Consider the following 23626-nt stretch of genomic DNA (forward strand, 5'->3'; position numbering starts at 1 on the left):
ACAGAGTACGGAACCACACTCATGGATATTCGTAAAATTAAGAAACTGATCGAACTGGTTGAAGAGTCTGGCATCTCCGAGCTGGAAATCTCCGAGGGCGAAGAGTCCGTTCGTATCAGCCGTTCACCTGCAAATGCCGGCTACCCAATGATGCAGCAGGCTTATGCTGCGCCAATGATGCAGCAGCAGCCTGCGCTGGCGACCGCTGTGGCACCTGCCGCACCGGCTGCAGCAGAAGCTAAACCAGAAATCAGTGGCCATATCGTGCGTTCTCCGATGGTGGGCACCTTCTATCGCACCCCAAGCCCAGACGCGAAAGCCTTCGTTGAAGTTGGCCAGAAAGTGAATGCCGGCGACACCCTGTGCATCGTTGAAGCGATGAAAATGATGAACCAGATCGAAGCCGACAAATCCGGCGTTGTGAAGGCGATTCTGGTCGAAAGCGGCCAACCGGTTGAATTTGACGAGCCGCTGGTCATCATCGAATAACGAGGCGAAGCATGCTGGATAAAATTGTCATTGCTAACCGTGGTGAGATCGCGCTGCGCATTCTGCGTGCCTGCAAAGAGCTGGGCATTAAGACTGTTGCCGTGCACTCCACCGCGGACCGTGACCTGAAGCACGTGCTGCTGGCAGACGAAACCGTCTGCATCGGCCCACCACCTTCGGTCAAAAGCTACCTGAACATCCCGGCACTGATCTCCGCCGCTGAAATTACCGGCGCAGTGGCTATTCACCCGGGTTACGGCTTCCTCTCTGAGAACGCCGATTTCGCCGAGCAGGTTGAGCGCTCAGGCTTTATCTTCATTGGCCCGAAAGCCGACACCATTCGCCTGATGGGCGACAAAGTGTCTGCGATCACCGCAATGAAGAAAGCCGGCGTACCCACCGTGCCAGGTTCTGATGGCTCGCTGACCGACGACATGGAAAAAAACCGTGCCTTCGCTAAGCGCATCGGTTATCCGGTGATCATCAAAGCTTCCGGCGGCGGCGGCGGTCGCGGTATGCGCGTTGTGCGTAGCGACAAGGATCTTGAGCAATCCATCAACATGACGAAAGCGGAAGCCAAAGCGGCTTTCAACAACGACATGGTGTACATGGAGAAGTACCTCGAGAATCCACGCCACATCGAGATTCAGGTGCTGGCCGACGGCCAGGGTAACGCGATCTATCTGGCCGAACGTGACTGCTCAATGCAGCGTCGTCACCAGAAAGTCGTTGAAGAAGCACCAGCGCCAGGCATTACGCCGGAACTGCGTCGCTATATCGGCGAACGCTGCTCTAAAGCCTGTATCGACATCGGCTATCGCGGTGCAGGTACGTTCGAGTTCCTGTACGAAAACGGTGAGTTCTACTTCATTGAGATGAACACCCGTATTCAGGTTGAGCATCCGGTGACAGAAATGATCACCGGTGTCGACCTGATCAAAGAGCAGCTGCGTATTGCTGCTGGTCAGCCGCTGTCGATCAAACAGGAAGACGTGGTGATTCGCGGTCATGCGGTGGAATGCCGTATTAACGCCGAAGATCCGAATACCTTCCTGCCAAGCCCAGGCAAGATCACCCGCTTCCACGCGCCGGGCGGCTTCGGTGTTCGTTGGGAATCGCATATCTATGCCGGTTACAGCGTGCCACCGTACTACGATTCCATGATTGGTAAGCTGATTACCTACGGTGAAAACCGTGACGTGGCAATCTCGCGCATGAAGAATGCGCTGGCGGAACTGATCATCGACGGCATCAAGACCAACATTGAGCTGCAGATGAAAATCATGTCCGACGAAAACTTCCAGCAGGGTGGGACTAACATCCACTATCTGGAGAAAAAACTCGGCCTGCAAGAGAAGTAATCGCAGCGCAGAGTAAGACAGAGGCCGGTTAACTCCGGCCTTTTTCATTTTTGTCGCCTTTGAGGTTACATAATGGATTGGCGTTTTTTACAAGCGAACAAAGAGGCGCGCTGGTCGTTTTATTTGACGCTGGCCTACCTTGCCGTTTGGGGACTTTCTGCCTGGCTGGGCGGCAATGAGATCGGCTTCTTTGGCTTACCAAGATGGTTTGAGCTTTCGTGCCTGTTCGCCCCGCTGCTGTTTATTGTGTTGTGCTGGCTAATGGTGCGCGTGCTGTTCCGCGACATGTCGCTGGAGGATAACGATGGACTCTGAAATCATTCTTCCGCTGTTGGCCTATCTGGTGCTGATCGCTGCGCTGTCGGTGTTTGCGATGCGCAAGCAGCGTCAGGGCAACTTCCTGAGTGAATACTTCCTCGGTAGCCGTTCGATGGGCGGCTTTGTGCTGGCCATGACCATCACCACCACTTACATCAGCGCCAGCTCATTCATTGGCGGTCCCGGCGCAGCCTATAAATATGGTCTTGGTTGGGTGCTGCTGGCAATGATTCAGGTGCCCGCCGTCTGGCTTTCTCTTGGCGTATTAGGCAAGAAATTCGCCATTCTGGCGCGTCGTTACAATGCTGTGACGCTTAACGACATGCTTTATGGCCGCTACGGCAGCACGTTACTGATTTGGCTCTCCAGTATCAGTTTATTGGTGGCGTTTATTGGCGCGATGACCGTGCAGTTCATCGGTGGCGCGCGTCTGCTGGAAACCGCTGCGGGTATTCCTTACGACACCGGCCTGCTCATCTTCGGTGGCACCATCGCGCTCTACACTGCTTTCGGTGGCTTCCGCGCTAGCGTGCTGAACGATGCGATGCAAGGCATGGTGATGCTGATCGGCACCTTCCTGCTCCTCTTCGCGGTAATTCACCAGGCGGGCGGGCTGGAAAGCGCAGTAACCAAACTGCACAACATCGATCCACAACTGACGTCGCCGGAAGGCGTTGGCAATGTCATCAATCCAACCTTCCTCAGCTCGTTTGCGGTACTGGTGTGTTTCGGTGTGATTGGTTTGCCCCACACTGCGGTGCGCTGTATTTCGTATAAAGACAGCAAAGCGATGCATCGTGGCATTGTGCTCGGCACCATTGTGGTAGTGATCCTGATGCTTGGCATGCATCTGGCCGGTGCGCTGGGCCGCGTGATTTTGCCCGATCTCACCATCCCCGATCGCGTGATCCCCACGCTGATGATTACCGTGTTACCGCCGATGGCGGCGGGCGTATTTCTTGCGGCGCCAATGGCGGCCATTATGTCGACCATTAACGCGCAGCTGCTGCAATCCTCCGCTACGCTGATCAAAGATCTCTACCTGCGTATTGCACCGCAGCACAGTGAAAATGAGGCGCGCCTGCGCATGCTGTCAGGCACTATCACTTTCGTGCTTGGCGTGCTGCTGCTACTGGCGGCGTGGAATCCACCCGATATGATTATCTGGCTGAATCTGCTGGCATTTGGTGGTCTTGAAGCCGTGTTCCTGTGGCCGCTGGTACTGGGCTTGTATTGGGAGCGCGCCAACTCTACCGGTGCGATCAGCGGCATGCTGGTCGGCGCGGGATGCTATACGCTGCTTGCCAGCCTGAACATTGAATGGTGGGGTTTCCACCCAATCGTTCCGTCATTGACCTTAAGCCTGCTGGCCTTCCTGGTGGGTAATCTGTTTGGCCGCACGCCTGCAACGCATGCAGCGGCACTGGAATAAAGAGAAACGCTATGCCTTGGATTCAAATCAAAATTAACAGCACCGGTGAAAACGCCGAAACCCTGAGCGATGCGCTGATGGATGTTGGCGCGGTGTCGGTCACTTTCCAGGATACGCACGACAATCCGGTTTACGAGCCGCTGCCGGGCGAAACGCTGCTGTGGGGCGATACCGATGTCATCGGCCTGTTCGACGCCGAAACCGAAATGAGCGATGTGGTGGCCGAGTTAAGCCAGCATCCGCTGCTGGGATCCGCGTTTCGCCATAAGATCGAGCAGATCGAAGATAAAGACTGGGAACGTGAATGGATGGATAACTTCCACCCAATGCGTTTCGGTGAGCGTCTGTGGATCTGCCCGAGCTGGCGCGATGTGCCGGATCCAGATGCCGTCAACGTGATGCTGGATCCGGGCCTTGCATTTGGCACCGGCACGCATCCCACCACGTCGATGTGTTTGACCTGGCTTGATGGGCTGGATCTGCAAGGCAAAACGGTGATCGACTTTGGCTGCGGCTCCGGCATCCTCGCTATTGCCGCACTAAAATTAGGCGCAGCGCAGGCGATCGGTATTGATATCGATCCGCAGGCGATCCAGGCCAGCCGCGATAATGCCGAACGTAATGGCGTCTCTGAGCGTCTGGCGCTCTATCTGCCCCACCAGCAGCCGGAAAACCTGCAGGCTGATGTGGTGGTCGCCAACATCCTCGCTGGTCCGCTGCGCGAGCTGGCGCCGCTGATTAGCGTGCTGCCGAAAGCCGGTGGGCATCTTGGATTGTCCGGCGTGCTGGCGAGCCAGGCCGAAAGCGTGTGTGAAGCTTACGCCGATCGTTTTGCACTCGACGCGGTTGCCGAGAAAGAAGAGTGGTGCCGCATCACCGGCGTACGCCGCTAATCTGCCCGCTTGCCAGTCGGGCTAACTGACTGGCAAGCCGTTCTATTTTTCTGAGACCCGTCTCAAAGCGCCAGCCCTTCTCATCTACTGCCGTTTCTTTACATTTCAATCATTACAATCCTGCTTCAGGCGATAGCGCTATCCCTTTTGGCAATGTCTTTTAGGGCATTTCACTTCGATAAATCGCTGAAAGTAATTGATTATGATAAAGAAACTTTGTTTGCTCGCTTTTCTGACAAGCATGGCGTCGTTCACGCACGCCCATAGCTCCAACTGGTCTTATGAAGCACCAGATGAGTGGGGCAACTTGCACGCCGATTATCACACCTGTAAAAGCGGTGTGAACCAGTCGCCTGTCGATATCCGCAAGGTGGTGAATGGACAACTGCCGCCGCTGACGTTGAGCTATCAAGCCAAACAAAAATCCATCATCAATAACGGTCACACCATCCAGATCAACGTCAAGGATGGCGATGCGCTGACGCTGGATGGCGAAGCTTATACGCTGCGTCAGTTCCACTTCCATACGCCGAGCGAAAATCTGATTGATGGCAAACGCTTTCCGCTGGCTGCGCATTTCGTCCATGCTAGCGAAGAGGGCCATCTGGCGGTGGTTGGCGTGATGTTTGAAGCCGGGTCGGAAAACCCTGCGCTGGCAGAGGTACTGCGTGAGTTACCCGCTGAAGTTAACAAAGAGGTGGCCCTGCAACAGCCACTCAATCTCAGCGCTCTGATTCCGGGTCAAAAGAACTACTTTCGCTTTAGTGGTTCGCTTACGACGCCACCTTGCACCGAAGGTGTGCGCTGGTTAGTGATGAAGCAAACTGTTTCGGCATCTGCTGAACAGCTCAAAACGTTCACCACATTGTTGGGTGAACATGGCAACAGTCGTCCTGTGCAGCCGCTGAATGGTCGCGTGATTATTGAATAGTGACTTGATAACTGAGGTTACATCCGTCACTCCCTCTGCATGCGCGCTCCAGGGGAGTGACATTCAATCCACTATTGGCGGAAAAGACGTTAAGCTAACGTAACTAAGTAGCTCAATTAATAATCATTGTGGCGTCATTTCTTTCGCTAATTACCTGAAGTGGCGGTTTTTATGTTGTGATTTTGGTCATGTTTTGAGAAAAATTTTTGTACACAATTCCATCATATTTTTTTAATCATATGAAATATAATGATTAATACCTTTCCTTGTGGCTGATAAGTTGATTTCCCCTCTCTCTAACGGCGAATTGTTCAAAGTTTGGCCTTTCATCTTCTTTAAAAAATGCGTAATATACGCCGCCTTGCGAACAGTTAGGGTCACTTCTTTTTCATGCGCATTGGACAACATCAGCTACGTAATCGACTCATTGCTGCGCCTATGGCCGGAGTATCCGATAAGCCATTTCGCACCCTGTGTTATGAGAACGGCGCCGGTATGACTGTCTCCGAGATGCTGTCGTCGAACCCGGAAGTTTGGGCCAGTGACAAATCCCGTTTGCGTATGGTGCATAGTGACGAGCCTGGTATTCGCGCCGTGCAAATTGCCGGTTGCGATCCTGATGAGATGGCTGCTGCCGCGCGCATTAATGTGGCGTCTGGCGCGCAGGTTATCGATATCAACATGGGCTGCCCAGCCAAAAAAGTGAATCGTAAGATGGCAGGTTCAGCGCTGCTGCAACATCCGCAACTGGTGGAGTCGATTCTCACCGCGGTCGTCAATGCAGTGGATGTACCGGTTACGCTGAAGATTCGCACCGGCTGGGACAAAGAAAATCGTAATTGTGTAGAGATTGCCCAATTGGCTGAACGCTGTGGCATTCAGGCTCTCACCATTCATGGCCGCACGCGCGCCTGTTTGTTTGAGGGATTTGCTGAATACGACAGCATTCGGACAGTTAAGCAGAGCGTTTCCATTCCGATCATCGCGAATGGCGACATTACTGACCCGCATAAAGCCAGAGCGGTGCTCGACTATACCGGAGCCGATGCTCTTATGGTTGGCCGTGCCGCTCAGGGAAGACCGTGGATCTTCCGGGAAATCCAGCATTATCTGGACACAGGGGAGCTGCTGGCACCGAAGCCGCTGGCTGAAGTGAAGCAAATGCTGATTGGACACATACGGGAGCTGCACGACTTTTACGGTCAGCGCAAAGGATACCGTATTGCCCGAAAACACGTTTCCTGGTATTTGCAGGAAAGTGCTCCTGATGACCAGTTTCGGCGCACATTCAACGCCATAGAGGATGCCAGCGAACAGCTGGAGGCGTTGGAGGCATACTTCGAAAATCTTGCGTAAACGAAATAAAGAGCTGAAAGAACTATGTTCGAACAACGCGTAAATTCTGACGTACTCACCGTTTCTACCGTTAACTCTCAGGATCAGGTGACCCAAAAGCCACTGCGTGATTCGGTTAAACAGTCACTGAAGAACTATTTTGCTCAACTGAACGGTCAGGATGTGAGTGACCTGTATGAGCTGGTATTGGCAGAAGTCGAGCAGCCTCTGTTGGACATGGTGATGCAGTACACCCGTGGCAACCAGACCCGTGCAGCTCTGATGATGGGTATCAACCGCGGTACCCTGCGTAAGAAGCTGAAAAAATACGGCATGAACTAATCTGTTCGTTGCTGCGATAACGCCAGCCTTGCGGCTGGCGTTTTTGTTTCTGCAGCACGGATAATTTCCTGACGTTAGCAACGCATGAAACAATTGGCGCGATAATGGTAACGATAGTTGCAATTTCCGTAGTGATATCCCCTCCCCCTTAGCAACACCTTTTTCTCCATTTTACTTCGCGCCTATTTATCCTTCATCACGCTTCAGCCCGCTCTCTCTGTGATCATTAACCGCTTCGGCCGTAAGCGTGCAAACTCATACACCCACTCCTGAGCGTTAGCTCACACTGCTTCCATATAGTGAAACTTTTTGCACTATTTGTGATCGTGTCGTCTCGTCATGCTGCCTTTTGGTGCGCCATATTAGTCAGAATCTTCTGAGTGCTTCAGTTTATTAAAAGATCTTTCCAGAGAATTCAGGATTCTGCAAACCTGGCATCAGGTTTGCAGAGTTATGAATGGCTAACCACCACAGACAGAAAACAGCGCACATTAAAGTGCGCGCAAACATAACAACACACGATATCGCCACACAGGATGCTTTATGAAAAAGATGATGCTTTCCACTTTGGTTGCTGCAGCCTCGCTGTTCGCCGTTGCTCAACAAGCGCACGCTGGCACCACGCTGGATACCATTAAAAAGAAAGGTTTTGTACAGTGCGGCATCAGTGACGGCCTGCCAGGCTTCTCTTATGCTGACTCTAACGGCAAATTCACCGGTATTGACGTGGATGTATGCCGCGCAGCGGCTGCCGCAGTATTTGGCGACGCAACCAAAGTGAAATACACCCCGTTGACCGCAAAAGAGCGCTTCACCGCGCTGCAGTCCGGTGAAGTGGACATCTTGTCTCGTAACACCACATGGACCTCATCGCGCGATGGCGGCATGGGCTTCCTGTTTGCAGGCGTGAACTATTACGACGGTATCGGCTTCCTGACTCACCAGAAAGCCGGTCTGAAAAGTGCTAAAGAGCTGGATGGTGCCACCGTGTGTATTCAGGCCGGTACTGATACCGAGCTGAACGTGGCTGACTACTTCAAAACCCACAAAATGCAGTACACGCCAGTGACCTTTGACCGCTCTGACGAATCCGCCAAAGCGCTCGACAGCGGCCGTTGCGACACCCTCGCATCCGACCAATCTCAGCTGTATGCGCTGCGTATTAAACTTGGCAAGCCAGACGAGTTCATCGTACTGCCAGAAGTGATCTCCAAAGAGCCGCTGGGTCCCGTTGTGCGTCGCGGTGATGACGATTGGTTCACCATCGTTAAATGGTCGCTGTATGCCATGCTGAACGCGGAAGAGATGGGTATCAGCTCTAAAAATGTCGATGACATGGTAGCCAAGCCAACTACACCGGATATGGCACATCTGCTGGGCGCGGAAGGTGACTTCGGTAAAGACCTGAAGCTCGATAACAAGTGGGCTTACAACATCATCAAACAAGTAGGTAACTATCAGGAAGTGTTCGACCGTAACGTCGGTAAAGACAGCGCACTGAAAATTAAACGCGGCCAGAATGCGCTGTGGAATGCGGGCGGCATCCAGTACGCTCCGCCAGTTCGTTAATTCCGTCCTGCCAGTCGGGCACCGCATCCTGCGGTGCCCACGCGTAATCTTCACTGAGGTTTTAACATGTCGCAACGCCCAACCGTAAAAAGGGATTTTTCGTTCGGTAATCCTACGGTTCGCGCCTGGCTTTACCAGATCGTCGCGATTGTTGCCGTGCTTGCTGTGGTGGGATATCTAATCCACAACACCGTAATCAACCTGGCCAATCGTGGCATCACTTCCGGATTCGGGTTTCTGGATCGCAGTGCCGGCTTCGGCATTGTCCAGCACCTGATCGAATACACCGAAGGCGACACCTACGCGCGCGTGTTTATGGTGGGGTTGACCAATACCCTGCTGGTTTCCGCGCTCTGTATTGTTTTCGCTTCGATCCTTGGCTTTGCCGTTGGCCTGGCTCGCTTGTCTGAGAACTGGCTGCTGCGCAAGCTTTCAACCATTTACATCGAGACCTTCCGTAATATCCCGCCGCTGCTGCAGATCTTTTTCTGGTACTTTGCGGTACTGCGTAACCTGCCCGGCCCGCGTCAGGCACTCAACGCGTTTGATTTAGCATTCGTCAGCAATCGCGGTTTGTATATCCCGTGGCCCGAGTACGCGCCTGGCACCTGGCCATTTCTGATCGCGCTGGCGTTAGCGGTGCTGGGTTGCGTGGCGCTGTTCCGCTACAACCGTAAGCATCAGCTTAAAACCGGTCAACTGCGTCGCACTTGGCCGGCTGCGGTTGGGCTGCTGGTTTTGCTGCCGCTGATTGCTCATACCCTGTTTGGCGCTGCCATGCATTGGGATGTGCCAGAACTGCGTGGATTTAACTTCCGCGGCGGTTTCGTAATGATCCCTGAGCTCGCTGCGTTGACTCTCGCGCTGTCGGTTTATACCTCGTCGTTTATAGCCGAAGTAATTCGCTCTGGTATTCAGTCGGTACCGCATGGTCAAAATGAAGCCGCACGTTCGCTCGGTTTACCTAATCCAGTAACCATGCGTCAGGTGATTATCCCGCAGGCCATGCGTGTGATTATCCCGCCACTGACCAGCCAGTATCTCAATATCGTGAAAAACTCATCGCTGGCGGCCGCTATCGGCTATCCAGACATGGTTTCGCTGTTTGCCGGCACCGTGCTGAACCAAACCGGTCAGGCGATTGAAACTATTGCGATTACCATGGCGGTCTACCTGATTATCAGCCTGATCATTTCACTGCTGATGAACCTCTACAATCGCAAAATTGCGCTGGTTGAGCGTTAAGAGAACGGGATCATTATGTCTGTTACTACACATGAAACACCGCCGATTCCGACCAACCCACTGAGTAAGGCTTGGCTCTGGGCACGCAAAAATCTGTTCTCCAGTTGGCTGAATACGCTGCTGACGCTATTCAGTATCTGGCTTATCTGGAACGTGATTCCTCCGGCCTTGAACTGGCTGGTATTTCAGGCTAACTGGATTGGTGAGACGCGCGCAGATTGCACCAAAGAAGGCGCATGTTGGGTGTTTATCCATGCACGCTTTGGCCAGTTTATGTATGGACTCTATCCGCATGAGCTGCGCTGGCGCATCAATCTGTCGCTGGTCATCGGCTTGCTCTCGATCATTCCGATGTTCATCAAATCAATGCCGCGTCGCGGTCGCTATATCGCCTGCTGGGCGGTGGTCTATCCGATTGTGGTTTGGTTCCTGATGTATGGCGGCTATTTCGGTTTAGAGCGCGTAGAGACTCGCCAGTGGGGCGGCCTGACATTGACGCTGATTATCGCGTCAGTGGGGATTGCCGGCGCACTGCCGTTGGGGATTTTACTGGCGCTGGGACGCCGCTCAGAAATGCCGGTGGTGCGTACACTTTCGATCATCTTCATTGAGTTCTGGCGTGGCGTACCGCTGATAACCGTACTGTTTATGTCATCGGTGATGCTGCCGCTGTTTATGGCGGAAGGCACCACCATCGACAAACTGGTGCGTGCACTGGTTGGCGTGATCTTGTTCCAGTCCGCTTATGTCGCAGAAGTGGTACGCGGCGGTTTGCAGGCGCTACCGAAAGGCCAATATGAAGCTGCGGAATCACTGTCGCTGGGTTACTGGAAAACCCAGATGCTGGTGATTTTACCGCAGGCACTCAAGATGACCATTCCCGGCCTGGTGAATACCATCATTGCCCTGTTTAAAGATACCAGCCTGGTGATCATCATCGGCCTATTCGATCTCTTCAGTAGCGTGCAGCAAGCCACCGTCGACCCAACCTGGTTGGGGATGTCGACAGAAGGCTATGTGTTTGCTGCCATGGTTTACTGGATTTTCTGTTTTAGCATGTCGCGCTATAGCCAGTATCTGGAGAAGCGTTTTCACACCGGGCGTGCATCGCACTGAGGTTTAACATGACACAAACTATGACTAATGCGGCTGATGCCATGATGATTACACTCGAAAACGTTAACAAATGGTACGGCCAGTTCCATGTACTGAAAGACATCAACCTAAAAGTAAAACCACGTGAACGTATCGTACTGTGCGGACCTTCTGGTTCGGGTAAATCGACGACAATTCGTTGCATCAACCACCTCGAAGAACATCAGCAAGGACGTATCGTGGTGGATGGTATCCATCTCAATCACGATGTGCGCAATATCGAACGCGTTCGTACCGAAGTAGGTATGGTTTTCCAGCATTTCAATCTTTTCCCGCATCTCACGGTTCTGCAAAACTGTACGCTGGCGCCGATTTGGGTACGCAAAATGCCGAAGAAAGAAGCGGAAGAGTTGGCCATGCATTACCTCCAGCGTGTGCGCATTGCCGAGCATGCGCATAAGTTTCCCGGCCAGCTTTCGGGTGGTCAGCAGCAGCGCGTGGCTATCGCTCGTTCACTCTGTATGAAGCCGAAAATTATGCTGTTTGATGAGCCAACTTCAGCGCTCGATCCTGAGATGGTCAAAGAGGTGCTCGATACGATGATTGGCCTGGCAGAAGATGGCATGACCATGCTGTGTGTTACCCATGAGATGGGATTTGCGCGTACCGTGGCGGATCGCGTGATCTTTATGGATCGCGGTGAAATCGTGGAAGAAGCTCCACCTCAGGAGTTCTTCGCTAACCCGAAATCAGAACGTACGCGTGCGTTTCTGTCGCAGGTTATTCATTAATATCCAGATAGTGAGATTGAAAAGCGCCTCTGCTGCAAAGCAGGGGCTTTTTTATAACTGCAATTTTAATGGGGTGCTTTTGGCGGGCATAGACGGTTTTGATGCATACAAAAAAGCCCTGAACTTTCGTTCAGGGCTTTTGTGTTTGATGCCTGGCAGTTCCCTACTCTCGCATGGGGAGACCCCACACTACCATTGGCGCTACGGCGTTTCACTTCTGAGTTCGGCATGGGGTCAGGTGGGACCACCGCGCTAAAGCCGCCAGGCAAATTCTGTAATTTACCGAACTCACGCTTTAAAACTGGTGCTGATACCCAGAGTCGAACTGGGGACCTCACCCTTACCAAGGGTGCGCTCTACCAACTGAGCCATATCAGCACACTTTAATTTGATGCCTGGCAGTTCCCTACTCTCGCATGGGGAGACCCCACACTACCATCGGCGCTACGGCGTTTCACTTCTGAGTTCGGCATGGGGTCAGGTGGGACCACCGCGCTAAAGCCGCCAGGCAAATTCTTTGCGCAAAAACGAATAACATCCGCTTCTGCTAAATCTTTAATCCGTAAAACAAGCTGAAAATCCGGTCTCTCAGACCAAAACGCCTCTGGCGTTGTAAGGTTAAGCCTCACGGGTCATTAGTACCGGTTAGCTCAACGCATCGCTGCGCTTACACATCCGGCCTATCAACGTCGTAGTCTTCAACGTCCCTTCAGGACTCTCAAGGAGTCAGGGAGAACTCATCTCGGGGCAAGTTTCGTGCTTAGATGCTTTCAGCACTTATCTTTTCCGCACTTAGCTACCGGGCAGTGCCATTGGCATGACAACCCGAACACCAGTGGTGCGTTCACTCCGGTCCTCTCGTACTAGGAGCAACCCCCCTCAATTCTCCAGCGCCCACGGCAGATAGGGACCGAACTGTCTCACGACGTTCTAAACCCAGCTCGCGTACCACTTTAAACGGCGAACAGCCGTACCCTTGGGACCTACTTCAGCCCCAGGATGTGATGAGCCGACATCGAGGTGCCAAACACCGCCGTCGATATGAACTCTTGGGCGGTATCAGCCTGTTATCCCCGGAGTACCTTTTATCCGTTGAGCGATGGCCCTTCCATTCAGAACCACCGGATCACTATGACCTGCTTTCGCACCTGCTCGAGCCGTCACTCTCGCAGTCAAGCTGGCTTATGCCATTGCACTAACCTCCTGATGTCCGACCAGGATTAGCCAACCTTCGTGCTCCTCCGTTACTCTTTGGGAGGAGACCGCCCCAGTCAAACTACCCACCAGACACTGTCCGCAGCCCGGATTACGGGCCTACGTTAGAACATCAAACATTAAAGGGTGGTATTTCAAGGTTGGCTCCACGCAGACTGGCGTCCACGCTTCAAAGCCTCCCACCTATCCTACACATCAAGGCTCAATGTTCAGTGTCAAGCTATAGTAAAGGTTCACGGGGTCTTTCCGTCTTGCCGCGGGTACACTGCATCTTCACAGCGATTTCAATTTCACTGAGTCTCGGGTGGAGACAGCCTGGCCATCATTACGCCATTCGTGCAGGTCGGAACTTACCCGACAAGGAATTTCGCTACCTTAGGACCGTTATAGTTACGGCCGCCGTTTACCGGGGCTTCGATCAAGAGCTTCTCCTTGCGGATAACCCCATCAATTAACCTTCCGGCACCGGGCAGGCGTCACACCGTATACGTCCACTTTCGTGTTTGCACAGTGCTGTGTTTTTAATAAACAGTTGCAGCCAGCTGGTATCTTCGACTGGCTTCAGCTCCGGGAGCAAGTCCCTTCACCTACGCGCCAGCGTGCCTTCTCCCGAAGTTACGGCACCATTTTGCCTAGTTCCTTCACCCGAGTTCTCTCAAGCGCCTTGGTATTCTCTACCTGACCACCTGTGTCGGTTTGGGGTACGATTTCGTGTTACCTGGAGCTTAGAGGCTTTTCCTGGAAGCAGGGCATCAGTTACTTCACCACCGTAGTGGCTCGTCGTCACGCCTCAGCCTTAAGATATCCCGGATTTACCAAAGATATCAGCCTACACGCTTAAACCGGGACAACCGTCGCCCGGATAACCTAGCCTTCTCCGTCCCCCCTTCGCAGTAACACCAAGTGCAGGAATATTAACCTGCTTCCCATCGACTACGCTTTTCAGCCTCGCCTTAGGGGTCGACTCACCCTGCTCCGATTAACGTTGAACAGGAACCCTTGGTCTTCCGGCGAGCGGGCTTTTCACCCGCTTTATCGTTACTTATGTCAGCATTCGCACTTCTGATACCTCCAGCATGCCTCACAGCACACCTTCAACGGCTTACAGAACGCTCCCCTACCCAACAACACATAGTGTCGCTGCCGCAGCTTCGGTGCATGGTTTAGCCCCGTTACATCTTCCGCGCAGGCCGACTCGACCAGTGAGCTATTACGCTTTCTTTAAATGATGGCTGCTTCTAAGCCAACATCCTGGCTGTCTGTGCCTTCCCACATCGTTTCCCACTTAACCATGACTTTGGGACCTTAGCTGGCGGTCTGGGTTGTTTCCCTCTTCACGACGGACGTTAGCACCCGCCGTGTGTCTCCCGTGATAACATTCTTCGGTATTCGCAGTTTGCATCGGGTTGGTAAGCCGGGATGGCCCCCTAGCCGAAACAGTGCTCTACCCCCGAAGATGAGTTCACGAGGCGCTACCTAAATAGCTTTCGGGGAGAACCAGCTATCTCCCGGTTTGATTGGCCTTTCACCCCCAGCCACAAGTCATCCGCTAATTTTTCAACATTAGTCGGTTCGGTCCTCCAGTTAGTGTTACCCAACCTTCAACCTGCCCATGGCTAGATCACCGGGTTTCGGGTCTATACCCTGCAACTTAACGCCCAGTTAAGACTCGGTTTCCCTGCGGCTCCCCTATACGGTTAACCTTGCTACAGAATATAAGTCGCTGACCCATTATACAAAAGGTACGCAGTCACCCCATTAAAGAGGCTCCCACTGCTTGTACGTACACGGTTTCAGGTTCTGTTTCACTCCCCTCGCCGGGGTTCTTTTCGCCTTTCCCTCACGGTACTGGTTCACTATCGGTCAGTCAGGAGTATTTAGCCTTGGAGGATGGTCCCCCCATATTCAGACAGGATACCACGTGTCCCGCCCTACTCTTCGAACTCACAGTATGTGCACTTTCGTGTACGGGGCTATCACCCGGTATCGCGCGACTTTCCAGACGCTTCCACTAACGCACAAACTGATTCAGGTTCTGGGCTGTTCCCCGTTCGCTCGCCGCTACTGGGGGAATCTCGGTTGATTTCTTTTCCTCTGGGTACTTAGATGTTTCAGTTCCCCAGGTTCGCCTCGCAACACTATGTATTCATGTTGCGATGATGCACTGAGTGCACCGGGTTTCCCCATTCGGACATCGTCGGCTGTAGCGGTTCATATCACCTTACCGACGCTTTACGCAGATTAGCACGTCCTTCATCGCCTCTGACTGCCAGGGCATCCACCGTGTACGCTTAGTCGCTTAACCTCACAACCCACAGGCGTTTTGCAACGCTGCGGACTGCAGGCATTGAGAGACTCGAACATGTTGTTATTCATTTCTTATTACGGAGAAATGAACCAACACGTCGTTTCAATTTTCAGCTTGTTCCGGATTGTTAAAGAGCAATAACTTCGCAATGTACCCGAGGATACATTCTGAAGTTAGTTATCAACGTGGGGTCGTTGATGGTGGAGCTAAGCGGGATCGAACCGCTGACCTCCTGCGTGCAAGGCAGGCGCTCTCCCAGCTGAGCTATAGCCCCATAGAGTTTTGCAAAACGCGTGCTTACCAGGAGAATTCTTTCAGGTTCAAGGCGTGTCGATGCGAAGCATACTCAAGTATGCGAGCTATCGGCACAACGCGGAAACTGGAAGAATTTGGTAGGCCTGAGTGGACTTGAACCACCGACCTCACCCTTATCAGGGGTGCGCTCTAACCACCTGAGCTACAAGCCTGCAGGCGTTTTACGCTCTTCTTTAATTTCATCAGACAATCTGTGTGAGCACTGCGCGGGAAGGTATCTTCAGGTAAGGAGGTGATCCAACCGCAGGTTCCCCTACGGTTACCTTGTTACGACTTCACCCCAGTCATGAATCACAAAGTGGTAAGCGCCCTCCCGAAGGTTAAGCTACCTACTTCTTTTGCAACCCACTCCCATGGTGTGACGGGCGGTGTGTACAAGGCCCGGGAACGTATTCACCGTAGCATTCTGATCTACGATTACTAGCGATTCCGACTTCACGGAGTCGAGTTGCAGACTCCGATCCGGACTACGACGCACTTTATGAGGTCCGCTTGCTCTCGCGAGGTCGCTTCTCTTTGTATGCGCCATTGTAGCACGTGTGTAGCCCTACTCGTAAGGGCCATGATGACTTGACGTCATCCCCACCTTCCTCCAGTTTATCACTGGCAGTCTCCTTTGAGTTCCCGGCCGAACCGCTGGCAACAAAGGATAAGGGTTGCGCTCGTTGCGGGACTTAACCCAACATTTCACAACACGAGCTGACGACAGCCATGCAGCACCTGTCTCACGGTTCCCGAAGGCACTAAAGCATCTCTGCTAAATTCCGTGGATGTCAAGAGTAGGTAAGGTTCTTCGCGTTGCATCGAATTAAACCACATGCTCCACCGCTTGTGCGGGCCCCCGTCAATTCATTTGAGTTTTAACCTTGCGGCCGTACTCCCCAGGCGGTCGACTTAACGCGTTAGCTCCGGAAGCCACTCCTCAAGGGAACAACCTCCAAGTCGACATCGTTTACGGCGTGGACTACCAGGGTATCTAATCCTGTTTGCTCCCCACGCTTTCGCACCTGAGCGTCAGTCTTTGTCCAGGGGGCCGCCTTCGCCACCGGTATTCCTCCAGATCTCTACGCATTTCACCGCTACACCTGGAATTCTACCCCCCTCTACAAGACTCTAGCCTGCCAGTTTCGAATGCAGTTCCCAGGTTAAGCCCGGGGATTTCACATCCGACTTGACAGACCGCCTGCGTGCGCTTTACGCCCAGTAATTCCGATTAACGCTTGCACCCTCCGTATTACCGCGGCTGCTGGCACGGAGTTAGCCGGTGCTTCTTCTGCGGGTAACGTCAATCGGTGAAGCTATTAACTTCACCGCCTTCCTCCCCGCTGAAAGTACTTTACAACCCGAAGGCCTTCTTCATACACGCGGCATGGCTGCATCAGGCTTGCGCCCATTGTGCAATATTCCCCACTGCTGCCTCCCGTAGGAGTCTGGACCGTGTCTCAGTTCCAGTGTGGCTGGTCATCCTCTCAGACCAGCTAGGGATCGTCGCCTAGGTGAGCCATTACCCCACCTACTAGCTAATCCCATCTGGGCACATCCGATGGTGTGAGGCCCGAAGGTCCCCCACTTTGGTCTTGCGACGTTATGCGGTATTAGCTACCGTTTCCAGTAGTTATCCCCCTCCATCGGGCAGTTTCCCAGACATTACTCACCCGTCCGCCACTCGTCACCCGAGAGCAAGCTCTCTGTGCTACCGTTCGACTTGCATGTGTTAGGCCTGCCGCCAGCGTTCAATCTGAGCCATGATCAAACTCTTCAATTTAAGTTTGATTTGCTGAAACAAGTTCAGCGGTGCTCATCTGTAAAACGTCATAATGAATTTCATTATGTGTTCACTCGTGAGGCTTTGATATTTTGTTGCGTCCTAAGACGCTGATATCAATCCTGCGAGTGCCCACACAGATTGTCTGATAAATTGTTAAAGAGCGTTGCGAGCAGCGGCTGAACCGTCTGTCGCGAGGTGGCGTATACTACGCTACTCTCCTTCGGAGTCAAACACTTTTTTCAGCGTTTTCATCCGGCGGGATGAATTTCTTCACTCCCTGCTGAGCCGTCTGCGTTGCCGCTTTGCCGTCTCAGTGGTGGCGCATTATAGGGATCCGAATTTTTTGCACAACCCCTTTTTTCGATCTTTTTAATCGACTGCCGAGTTTTCACTCTTTTCGCTGCGATCGCGAGCGATCCGCTCAAAAATCATCTTGTTTATCCGACTTTTAAGCCGCAGGCTTGGTAAAAACGTAAAAGGAGAAGCTCATGTCTACAGCCCTACGACCTTATAAGAACCATTTTCCGCAACAAGGCGACCGCGTGATGATCGACAGCAGCAGCGTGGTGGTGGGTGAAGTACAACTTGCCGATGACGTCAGCATCTGGTCGCTGGTTGCTATTCGCGGTGACGTCAATAAAGTGATGATAGGTAAAAGAAGCAATATTCAGGATGGCAGCGTACTGCATGTCACTCACAAGTCCACCAGCAACCCAGAAGGTTATCCGCTGATTGTCGGCGAAGATGTCACAGTAGGGCATAAGGCGATGCTGCACGGCTGTACTATCGGCAATCGCGTACTGGTTGGTATGGGATCCATTCTACTGGACGGCGTGATCGTTGAAGATGATGTGATGATTGGCGCTGGCAGTTTGGTGCCGCCAGGTAAACGGCTGGAAAGTGGCTACCTGTATTTAGGCAGCCCGGTTAAACAAGTGCGCCCACTCAGTGAAGCGGAGATTGCCGGGCTGCTTTATTCGTCCAACAACTATGTGGGTTGGAAGAATGAATATCTCGATCAGGAAAGCCAAACTCATCCCTGATAGCCAACCTTATCCCTGCTGCATCGACTGCTTTAGTTTGGCAATCACTGGCGTGATCTCTGGCATCACGCCATGCCATAAATGGAAAGCATGAGCGGCTTGACCCACTAACATACCAACGCCATCCGCCAGCTGCTGCGCGCCCTGCTGCTGACACCACACTAAGAATGGTGTCAAACCTTGTTGATAAAACATGTCGTAGCACCGCGTTTGCGCATGAATTAGCGATGTGGCCAACGCCGGAACTTTGCCATCAACACCACTTGAGGTCGCATTAATGATCAGATCAAATTGCTGATCTGCTAATTGCTCTAAGCTGGCCGCTTTAATATCCCCGCTATGCTGGAAAATCTCTACCAGCTGCTCGGCGCGTTCCACGGTGCGATTCACCACCACCAGCGAACATCCGAATGAAAGCAGAGGCAGGATCACACCACGCGCAGCACCACCGGCGCCCACCAGCAGAATTTGATCGCCGGGATGGATCATCTGCAATCGTTCCAGATCGCTGAGCAAGCCGATGCCATCCGTGTTATCCCCGAAGATCTTGCCCTGCGCATCTTTCTTTAAGGTATTAACCGCACCAGATAATGCCGCGCGCTCACTGAGCTCATCGGCAAATTCCCACGCCTGCTGTTTAAAAGGCAGTGTGACATTGGCACCTTTACCGCCTTGCGCAAAAAAATCCGCGATCGACTGTGGAAATCCCTCAAGTGGCGCGCACTCCTTGCCATATCGATGCTCAATGCCAGTTTGCTCAGCGAACAGGCGGTGAATGAAAGGAGATTTGCTATGCGCAATGGGATGACCAAAAACGGCAAAATTTTCCATGTATTAGCCCTGACGGATAAGTTCACCGCTAATGACGTCGCGGATTTCAGAAGGATTCAGTCGCCCACCTGTTTCAGCATGCAAGACCGGGAACTGCGGACCAAATTGCTTAGCAACCTCATCCGCATTACGGCATGGCGGTTCGCCGGAAAGATTGGCGCTGGTCGAAACCAGAGGTTTACCAAAACCACGACACAAAGCCTGTACGTGCGGATGATCGCTAACGCGGATGGCCAGAGAGTCAAAACGCCCGGTTAACCAGCGCGGCGTATGTGGCGAGGCGGGCACCACATAGGTTACCGGGCCAGGCCAACTTTCAAACATACGTTCGCGCTGCAGCACCGAGAGTTCACGATCCGCGATATAAGGTTCCAGCTGCGCGTAATCGGCTGCAATCAAAATGAGTCCCTTCTCGACTGGACGCTGCTTGAGCGCCAAAAGCGCCATTACGGCTTCTTCACTGTCGGGATCGCAGCCCAATCCAAACACGGCTTCGGTTGGATAGGCGATAACTTCCTGTTGCTGTAGTTTCTCAATGCAATAATCGAGACTACCCGCTGAATACTGACTTGGCTTCATGATGATGATTCGTCCTGGACGATAGGCTTACCGCAGCGTTTGCTGGCGCAGAAGCGCTTCATGCCTTGTGCGGTTTTCTTCTCTATTAATAATGGGAACTGGCAATGCGGGCAAACGCCTTCAACCGGCGCTGCGTTAAGGGCAAACTGACAATCTGGATAGCGATCGCAGGAGTAGAAGGTTTTGCCATAGCGCGAGCGCCGTTGTACCAGTTTACCGTTCTGACATTGCGGACAGGCGATAGCTGTTTCATCTGGCTTATCGATGGTTTCGGTGTAATCACATTCCGGATAATGACTGCAACCCACGAACATGCCAAATCGTCCCTGACGCAGAACTTTGTCTGCGCCACACTGCGGGCACGCATGGCCTTCCAGTACTTTAACGACATGACCATCTCCCTGACTTTTCAGCGGGCGGATGTAATCGCAGGTGGGATAATTCACACACCCCAGAAAAGGGCCGTGTTTGCCAGAACGTATAACTAATTCTGCCCCGCAAGCGGGGCAGGGATCGTGTTTAGGCACGGAGAATAGTGCTGATTTACTCATATTACCGGTTGCATCAATCGCAGATTATTAATGCAGCATACCTTCATTGACGTCGAATAACAGTTCTTCCATTTGCTGATAGGCGTTTTCACATCCTGGGATGTTAAACAGCACCATCAACACTACCCATTTGAGATCTTCAAGATCGAATTCGAGGGTATCAAGGGCCATTACACGTTCGATGACCATTTCGCGCGTTTCCATATTCAGCACCTGGACCTGTTCCAGGAACAAAATAAAACCGCGACATTCTGCATCTAAGCGCTGGTTTTCCTCTTCGGTGTAGATTCGCATTGAGAGCGGATCGTTTGCCATGAGTACAGGCGCAACCAAGCCTTCCTGATAATCCGCTAACCGTTCAAGCCAATTCAACGCATTGTAGATATCTTCACGATGAAAACCGGCATCGGTTAAATCATCGGTCAATTTATCCTGATCAACGCGCATTTCAGCTTCGTTGTGGATATACGTCTCAAACAAGTACATAAGTACGTCGAACATGGCATGCCCTCCTCAATCGGACATAGCCGCCGGGTACAGCTGCGATCCATCCTGCTAACTCCAGCTCCAGCAGGTGAGCTGCGATAACTGGCACAGGTTGGCCGGCACGTTCAGCGACGACGTCAACAGGTGTAACCTCATCACCTACGTTAGCCAACACAGTTGCAAATGGCAATGGCACATCGTCACTGTGTTGTGAATATATTGTTTCTGAACTGCTATCAGGCAACCATTGAAGTGTTGAATGTAAATCTTCAAGGATATTGTTGGGATGCGCCACCAGCAGCGCGCCTTGCTGGATAAGCCAGTGCGTTCCTTCACTGCCGGGATTGCCTAGCGCGCCGGGTAACGCATAAACGTTACGATTTTGTTCCAAAGCGTAGCGTGCCGTCACCAGCGATCCGCTTTTCAAAGTGGCCTCAATCACCAATACGCCAAGGCTTAAACCACTGATGATGTGATTACGTCGGGGAAAATTCACCGCATGCGGTGCTGTATCAAGGGGGAATTCCGAGATCAGTGCGCCACCGCCAGTGATGATCTCGCGTGCCAGCGCTTGATGACTTTTAGGGTAAATATGCTGTAGTCCGCTACCTAACACTGCCACAGTTTTACCTTGCACTTCTAGCGCGGCCCGATGCGCCACGCCATCAATTCCGCGCGCCAGACCGCTGGTGATGGTCAATCCACTCAGCGCCAATTGCTGAGTAAACCAGCTTCCCCATTGCTTACCATAATGCGTGCAATGACGGCTGCCCACGACACCGAGTTGAGGCGTCTGCAAGACATCCAAATTTCCAGCGACATACAACAATGAGGGACGTCGACTAATTTCCGCTAACGCCGAGGGATAATGCTCATCGATACAGGAAACTAAGTGATGCTGTTCATCCTCCAGCCACAGACGCGTTCGTTCTAACTGGCGTGGACACAGCACTTTAAACTGTTGTCGCTGGGTTTCGTTTAATCCCTGATCCTGTAAAAGATCGTCATCAACCTGAGCATTACTCTGCAATGCATGAGCTAACTGTCTGACAACCTGACCGCTTAAGCCTTTCACATTTGCCAGCCTAAGCATCCATTCAATTCTCTCCATGCTGCACTCCCTGTCAGCCGCGCTATCATGCGGTGCAATGCTGTCAATCAGGCATCAAAAAGTCTACAATATGAGGCAGTAATCTTTTCTTTAACGCATACAGATCTGGATATTTATGTCAGTTTTGCAGGTATTACATTTCCCTGATGACCGCCTTCGCAAAATCGCTGCGCCGGTGGCAACCGTAAACGCAGACGTTCAGCGTATTGTCGACGACATGTTTGAAACCATGTACGCCGAAGAAGGTATTGGTTTAGCGGCGACTCAGGTCGATATTCATCAGCGCATCATTGTTATTGATGTTTCAGAAAACCGTGACGAGCGTTTGGTGCTGATCAATCCGGAACTGCTGGAAAAAAGCGGTGAAACCGGTATTGAAGAAGGCTGCCTTTCCATCCCTGAACAACGTGCATTTGTGCCGCGCGCAGAGTGGGTAAAAGTGCGTGCGCAGGATCGCGACGGCAAAAGCTTTGAGCTGGAAACCGACGGTCTGCTGGCGATTTGTATCCAGCATGAAATCGATCATCTCGATGGCAAACTTTTCATCGATTATCTGTCGCCACTGAAACGTCAGCGTATCAAACAGAAGCTGGAAAAATTGGCCCGCCTTAACGCACGCGAAGATTAGAAGATTAAGTGCTAATAGAAGGTTAAACTGTGTCTGCACCGCTCAAAATTATCTTTGCCGGTACACCTGACTTTGCAGCGCGTCATTTAGACGCGCTGCTTGCTTCTGAGCATCAGGTTGTTGGCGTCTTTACCCAGCCCGATCGTCCAGCTGGACGCGGAAACAAGCTTACGCCAAGCCCGGTAAAAGTCCTGGCACAGGCGCACGATATCCCCTTATTTCAGCCGAAATCCCTGAAGCCTGAAGAGAACCAGCATCTGGTTGCCGATCTACAGGCCGATATCATGGTGGTGGTCGCTTATGGCTTGATCCTGCCGAAAGCCGTACTGGTGATGCCGCGCCTGGGTTGTATTAATGTGCATGGTTCGCTGCTGCCACGCTGGCGCGGTGCGGCACCCATCCAGCGCTCTCTCTGGGCCGGCGATAGCGAAACCGGTGTCACCATTATGCAGATGGATGTTGGCCTTGATACCGGCGACATGCTGCATAAACTCTCCTGCCCAATTACGGCGGAAGACACCAGCGCTTCGCTGTATGAGAAGCTGGCGCAACTCGGTCCACAAGGCATGCTGTTAACGCTGGGTCTGCTGGCAAGTGGTAATGCTAAGCCAGAAGTTCAGGATGAAGCGCTGGCCTCTTATGCCGAGAAGCTGAGTAAAGAAGAAGCACGACTCGATTGGTCACTTTCAGCAGCGCAGTTGGAACGTTGTATTCGTGCCTTCAATCCATGGCCAATGAGCTATTTCATGATTGAAGAACAACCGGTAAAAGTGTGGCAGGCAACGGTTTTGCCGCATCAGAACAAACAACCCGGTGAAATCGTTCATGCTGATAAACAAGGCATTCAGATTGCAACGGCCGATGGTGTGCTGAATCTGGTATCGCTGCAACCTGCCGGTAAAAAAGCCATGTCCGCTCAGGACCTGCTCAATTCGCGCCGCGAATGGTTCGTACCTGGAATCGTTCTGGCCTGATCCTCCAAGCCCGGTT

20 protein-coding genes, 3 tRNA genes and 4 rRNA genes are annotated in these 23626 nt (G+C 52.5%); 15 read left to right on the forward strand and 12 right to left on the reverse strand.

Annotation, left to right across the window (positions count from 1 at the left end):
• Positions 1 to 21: 21 nt before the first annotated feature.
• The 12 genes from accB (at position 22) to NQH49_RS17525 (ending at position 11801) form a co-directional block, all read left to right on the forward strand.
• Entirely contained in the window at positions 22 to 489 is a 468-nt protein-coding gene (gene accB / locus NQH49_RS17470) for an acetyl-CoA carboxylase biotin carboxyl carrier protein (protein WP_256697610.1), read from the forward strand.
• 11 nt (positions 490 to 500) lie between these two features.
• Positions 501 to 1850: an acetyl-CoA carboxylase biotin carboxylase subunit gene (gene accC, locus NQH49_RS17475; protein WP_008101999.1), complete on the forward strand. Its 1350-nt coding sequence runs from the start codon at positions 501 to 503 to the stop codon at positions 1848 to 1850.
• Positions 1851 to 1922: 72 nt separating this feature from the next.
• Positions 1923 to 2165: a YhdT family protein gene (locus tag NQH49_RS17480; protein WP_008102001.1), complete on the forward strand. Its 243-nt coding sequence runs from the start codon at positions 1923 to 1925 to the stop codon at positions 2163 to 2165.
• Entirely contained in the window at positions 2155 to 3600 is a 1446-nt protein-coding gene (gene panF, locus NQH49_RS17485) for a sodium/pantothenate symporter (RefSeq protein WP_061720208.1), read from the forward strand. Before NQH49_RS17480 ends, panF begins: the two co-directional genes overlap by 11 nt.
• Positions 3601 to 3611: 11 nt before the next feature.
• A complete protein-coding gene (gene prmA / locus NQH49_RS17490) occupies positions 3612 to 4493 on the forward strand; it encodes a 50S ribosomal protein L11 methyltransferase (RefSeq protein WP_256697611.1) in 882 nt (293 codons plus the stop codon).
• A 241-nt stretch (positions 4494 to 4734) separates the two neighbouring features.
• Positions 4735 to 5424, forward strand: coding sequence for a carbonic anhydrase (locus tag NQH49_RS17495; RefSeq protein WP_256697612.1), 690 nt, complete (start codon positions 4735 to 4737; stop codon positions 5422 to 5424).
• A gap of 390 nt (positions 5425 to 5814) precedes the next feature.
• Positions 5815 to 6780, forward strand: coding sequence for a tRNA dihydrouridine synthase DusB (dusB, locus tag NQH49_RS17500; RefSeq protein WP_036648759.1), 966 nt, complete (start codon positions 5815 to 5817; stop codon positions 6778 to 6780).
• 24 nt (positions 6781 to 6804) lie between these two features.
• Positions 6805 to 7101 carry a DNA-binding transcriptional regulator Fis gene (gene fis / locus NQH49_RS17505; RefSeq protein WP_007891954.1) on the forward strand — a complete coding sequence of 99 codons (297 nt, stop codon included), beginning with the start codon at positions 6805 to 6807 and terminating at the stop codon, positions 7099 to 7101.
• Positions 7102 to 7644: 543 nt separating this feature from the next.
• Positions 7645 to 8670: an amino acid ABC transporter substrate-binding protein gene (locus NQH49_RS17510; protein ID WP_256697613.1), complete on the forward strand. Its 1026-nt coding sequence runs from the start codon at positions 7645 to 7647 to the stop codon at positions 8668 to 8670.
• Positions 8671 to 8736: 66 nt separating this feature from the next.
• A complete protein-coding gene (locus NQH49_RS17515) occupies positions 8737 to 9915 on the forward strand; it encodes an amino acid ABC transporter permease (RefSeq protein WP_256697614.1) in 1179 nt (392 codons plus the stop codon).
• Positions 9916 to 9930: 15 nt separating this feature from the next.
• Complete coding sequence (locus NQH49_RS17520) at positions 9931 to 11031, forward strand: amino acid ABC transporter permease (RefSeq protein WP_061720212.1); 1101 nt, start codon at positions 9931 to 9933, stop codon at positions 11029 to 11031.
• Between the two features lie 8 nt (positions 11032 to 11039).
• Positions 11040 to 11801 carry an amino acid ABC transporter ATP-binding protein gene (locus NQH49_RS17525; RefSeq protein WP_061720213.1) on the forward strand — a complete coding sequence of 254 codons (762 nt, stop codon included), beginning with the start codon at positions 11040 to 11042 and terminating at the stop codon, positions 11799 to 11801.
• Positions 11802 to 11951: 150 nt separating this feature from the next.
• Here NQH49_RS17525 and rrf (NQH49_RS17530) read toward each other — a convergent pair.
• From rrf (NQH49_RS17530) to NQH49_RS17560, 7 genes are all read right to left on the reverse strand, one after another.
• A 5S ribosomal RNA gene (gene rrf, locus NQH49_RS17530) occupies positions 11952 to 12067 on the reverse strand.
• A 36-nt stretch (positions 12068 to 12103) separates the two neighbouring features.
• Positions 12104 to 12179: transfer RNA gene (locus NQH49_RS17535), tRNA-Thr, on the reverse strand.
• A 15-nt stretch (positions 12180 to 12194) separates the two neighbouring features.
• Positions 12195 to 12310, reverse strand: a 5S ribosomal RNA gene (gene rrf / locus NQH49_RS17540).
• A gap of 105 nt (positions 12311 to 12415) precedes the next feature.
• Positions 12416 to 15321, reverse strand: a 23S ribosomal RNA gene (locus NQH49_RS17545).
• A gap of 201 nt (positions 15322 to 15522) precedes the next feature.
• Positions 15523 to 15598, reverse strand: a tRNA-Ala gene (locus NQH49_RS17550).
• A 116-nt stretch (positions 15599 to 15714) separates the two neighbouring features.
• Positions 15715 to 15791 (reverse strand) — tRNA-Ile (locus NQH49_RS17555).
• 73 nt (positions 15792 to 15864) lie between these two features.
• Positions 15865 to 17404, reverse strand: a 16S ribosomal RNA gene (locus tag NQH49_RS17560).
• The 16S, 23S and 5S rRNA genes sit together here with 3 tRNA genes alongside, the layout of an rRNA operon.
• Positions 17405 to 17895: 491 nt before the next feature.
• Between NQH49_RS17560 and NQH49_RS17565 the strand changes: the two genes are divergently transcribed.
• Positions 17896 to 18450: a gamma carbonic anhydrase family protein gene (locus NQH49_RS17565; RefSeq protein WP_256697615.1), complete on the forward strand. Its 555-nt coding sequence runs from the start codon at positions 17896 to 17898 to the stop codon at positions 18448 to 18450.
• Positions 18451 to 18459: 9 nt separating this feature from the next.
• On the opposite strand, the gene aroE is transcribed toward NQH49_RS17565, so the two are convergent.
• From aroE to dprA, 5 genes are read right to left on the reverse strand one after another with little or no spacing between them, the layout of a single operon-like run.
• Positions 18460 to 19281, reverse strand: a complete 822-nt coding sequence (aroE, locus tag NQH49_RS17570; protein WP_256697616.1) for a shikimate dehydrogenase — start codon at positions 19279 to 19281, stop codon at positions 18460 to 18462.
• 3 nt (positions 19282 to 19284) lie between these two features.
• The gene (gene tsaC, locus NQH49_RS17575) at positions 19285 to 19860 is read right to left on the reverse strand and encodes an L-threonylcarbamoyladenylate synthase type 1 TsaC (protein WP_256697617.1); all 576 of its coding nucleotides are present in this window, start codon (positions 19858 to 19860) and stop codon (positions 19285 to 19287) included.
• The gene (locus tag NQH49_RS17580; RefSeq protein WP_256697618.1) at positions 19857 to 20411 is read right to left on the reverse strand and encodes a DNA topoisomerase family protein; all 555 of its coding nucleotides are present in this window, start codon (positions 20409 to 20411) and stop codon (positions 19857 to 19859) included. The genes tsaC and NQH49_RS17580 overlap by 4 nt, the downstream gene beginning before the upstream one ends.
• A 27-nt stretch (positions 20412 to 20438) precedes the next feature.
• Positions 20439 to 20912 carry a DUF494 family protein Smg gene (smg, locus tag NQH49_RS17585; RefSeq protein WP_007891699.1) on the reverse strand — a complete coding sequence of 158 codons (474 nt, stop codon included), beginning with the start codon at positions 20910 to 20912 and terminating at the stop codon, positions 20439 to 20441.
• A complete protein-coding gene (gene dprA / locus NQH49_RS17590; RefSeq protein WP_256697620.1) occupies positions 20884 to 22008 on the reverse strand; it encodes a DNA-protecting protein DprA in 1125 nt (374 codons plus the stop codon). The genes smg and dprA overlap by 29 nt, the downstream gene beginning before the upstream one ends.
• 115 nt (positions 22009 to 22123) lie before the next feature.
• On the opposite strand from dprA, the gene def reads away from it, so the two are divergent.
• Both def and fmt read left to right on the forward strand, forming a co-directional pair.
• Positions 22124 to 22636 (forward strand): peptide deformylase, encoded by a 513-nt coding sequence (def, locus tag NQH49_RS17595; protein ID WP_008104717.1) that lies wholly within the window; start codon positions 22124 to 22126, stop codon positions 22634 to 22636.
• 29 nt (positions 22637 to 22665) lie between these two features.
• Entirely contained in the window at positions 22666 to 23610 is a 945-nt protein-coding gene (gene fmt / locus NQH49_RS17600; protein WP_256697622.1) for a methionyl-tRNA formyltransferase, read from the forward strand.
• Positions 23611 to 23626 lie beyond the last annotated feature (16 nt).

The organism is Pantoea trifolii (assembly GCF_024506435.1).
Lineage (GTDB): Bacteria > Pseudomonadota > Gammaproteobacteria > Enterobacterales > Enterobacteriaceae > Pantoea > Pantoea trifolii.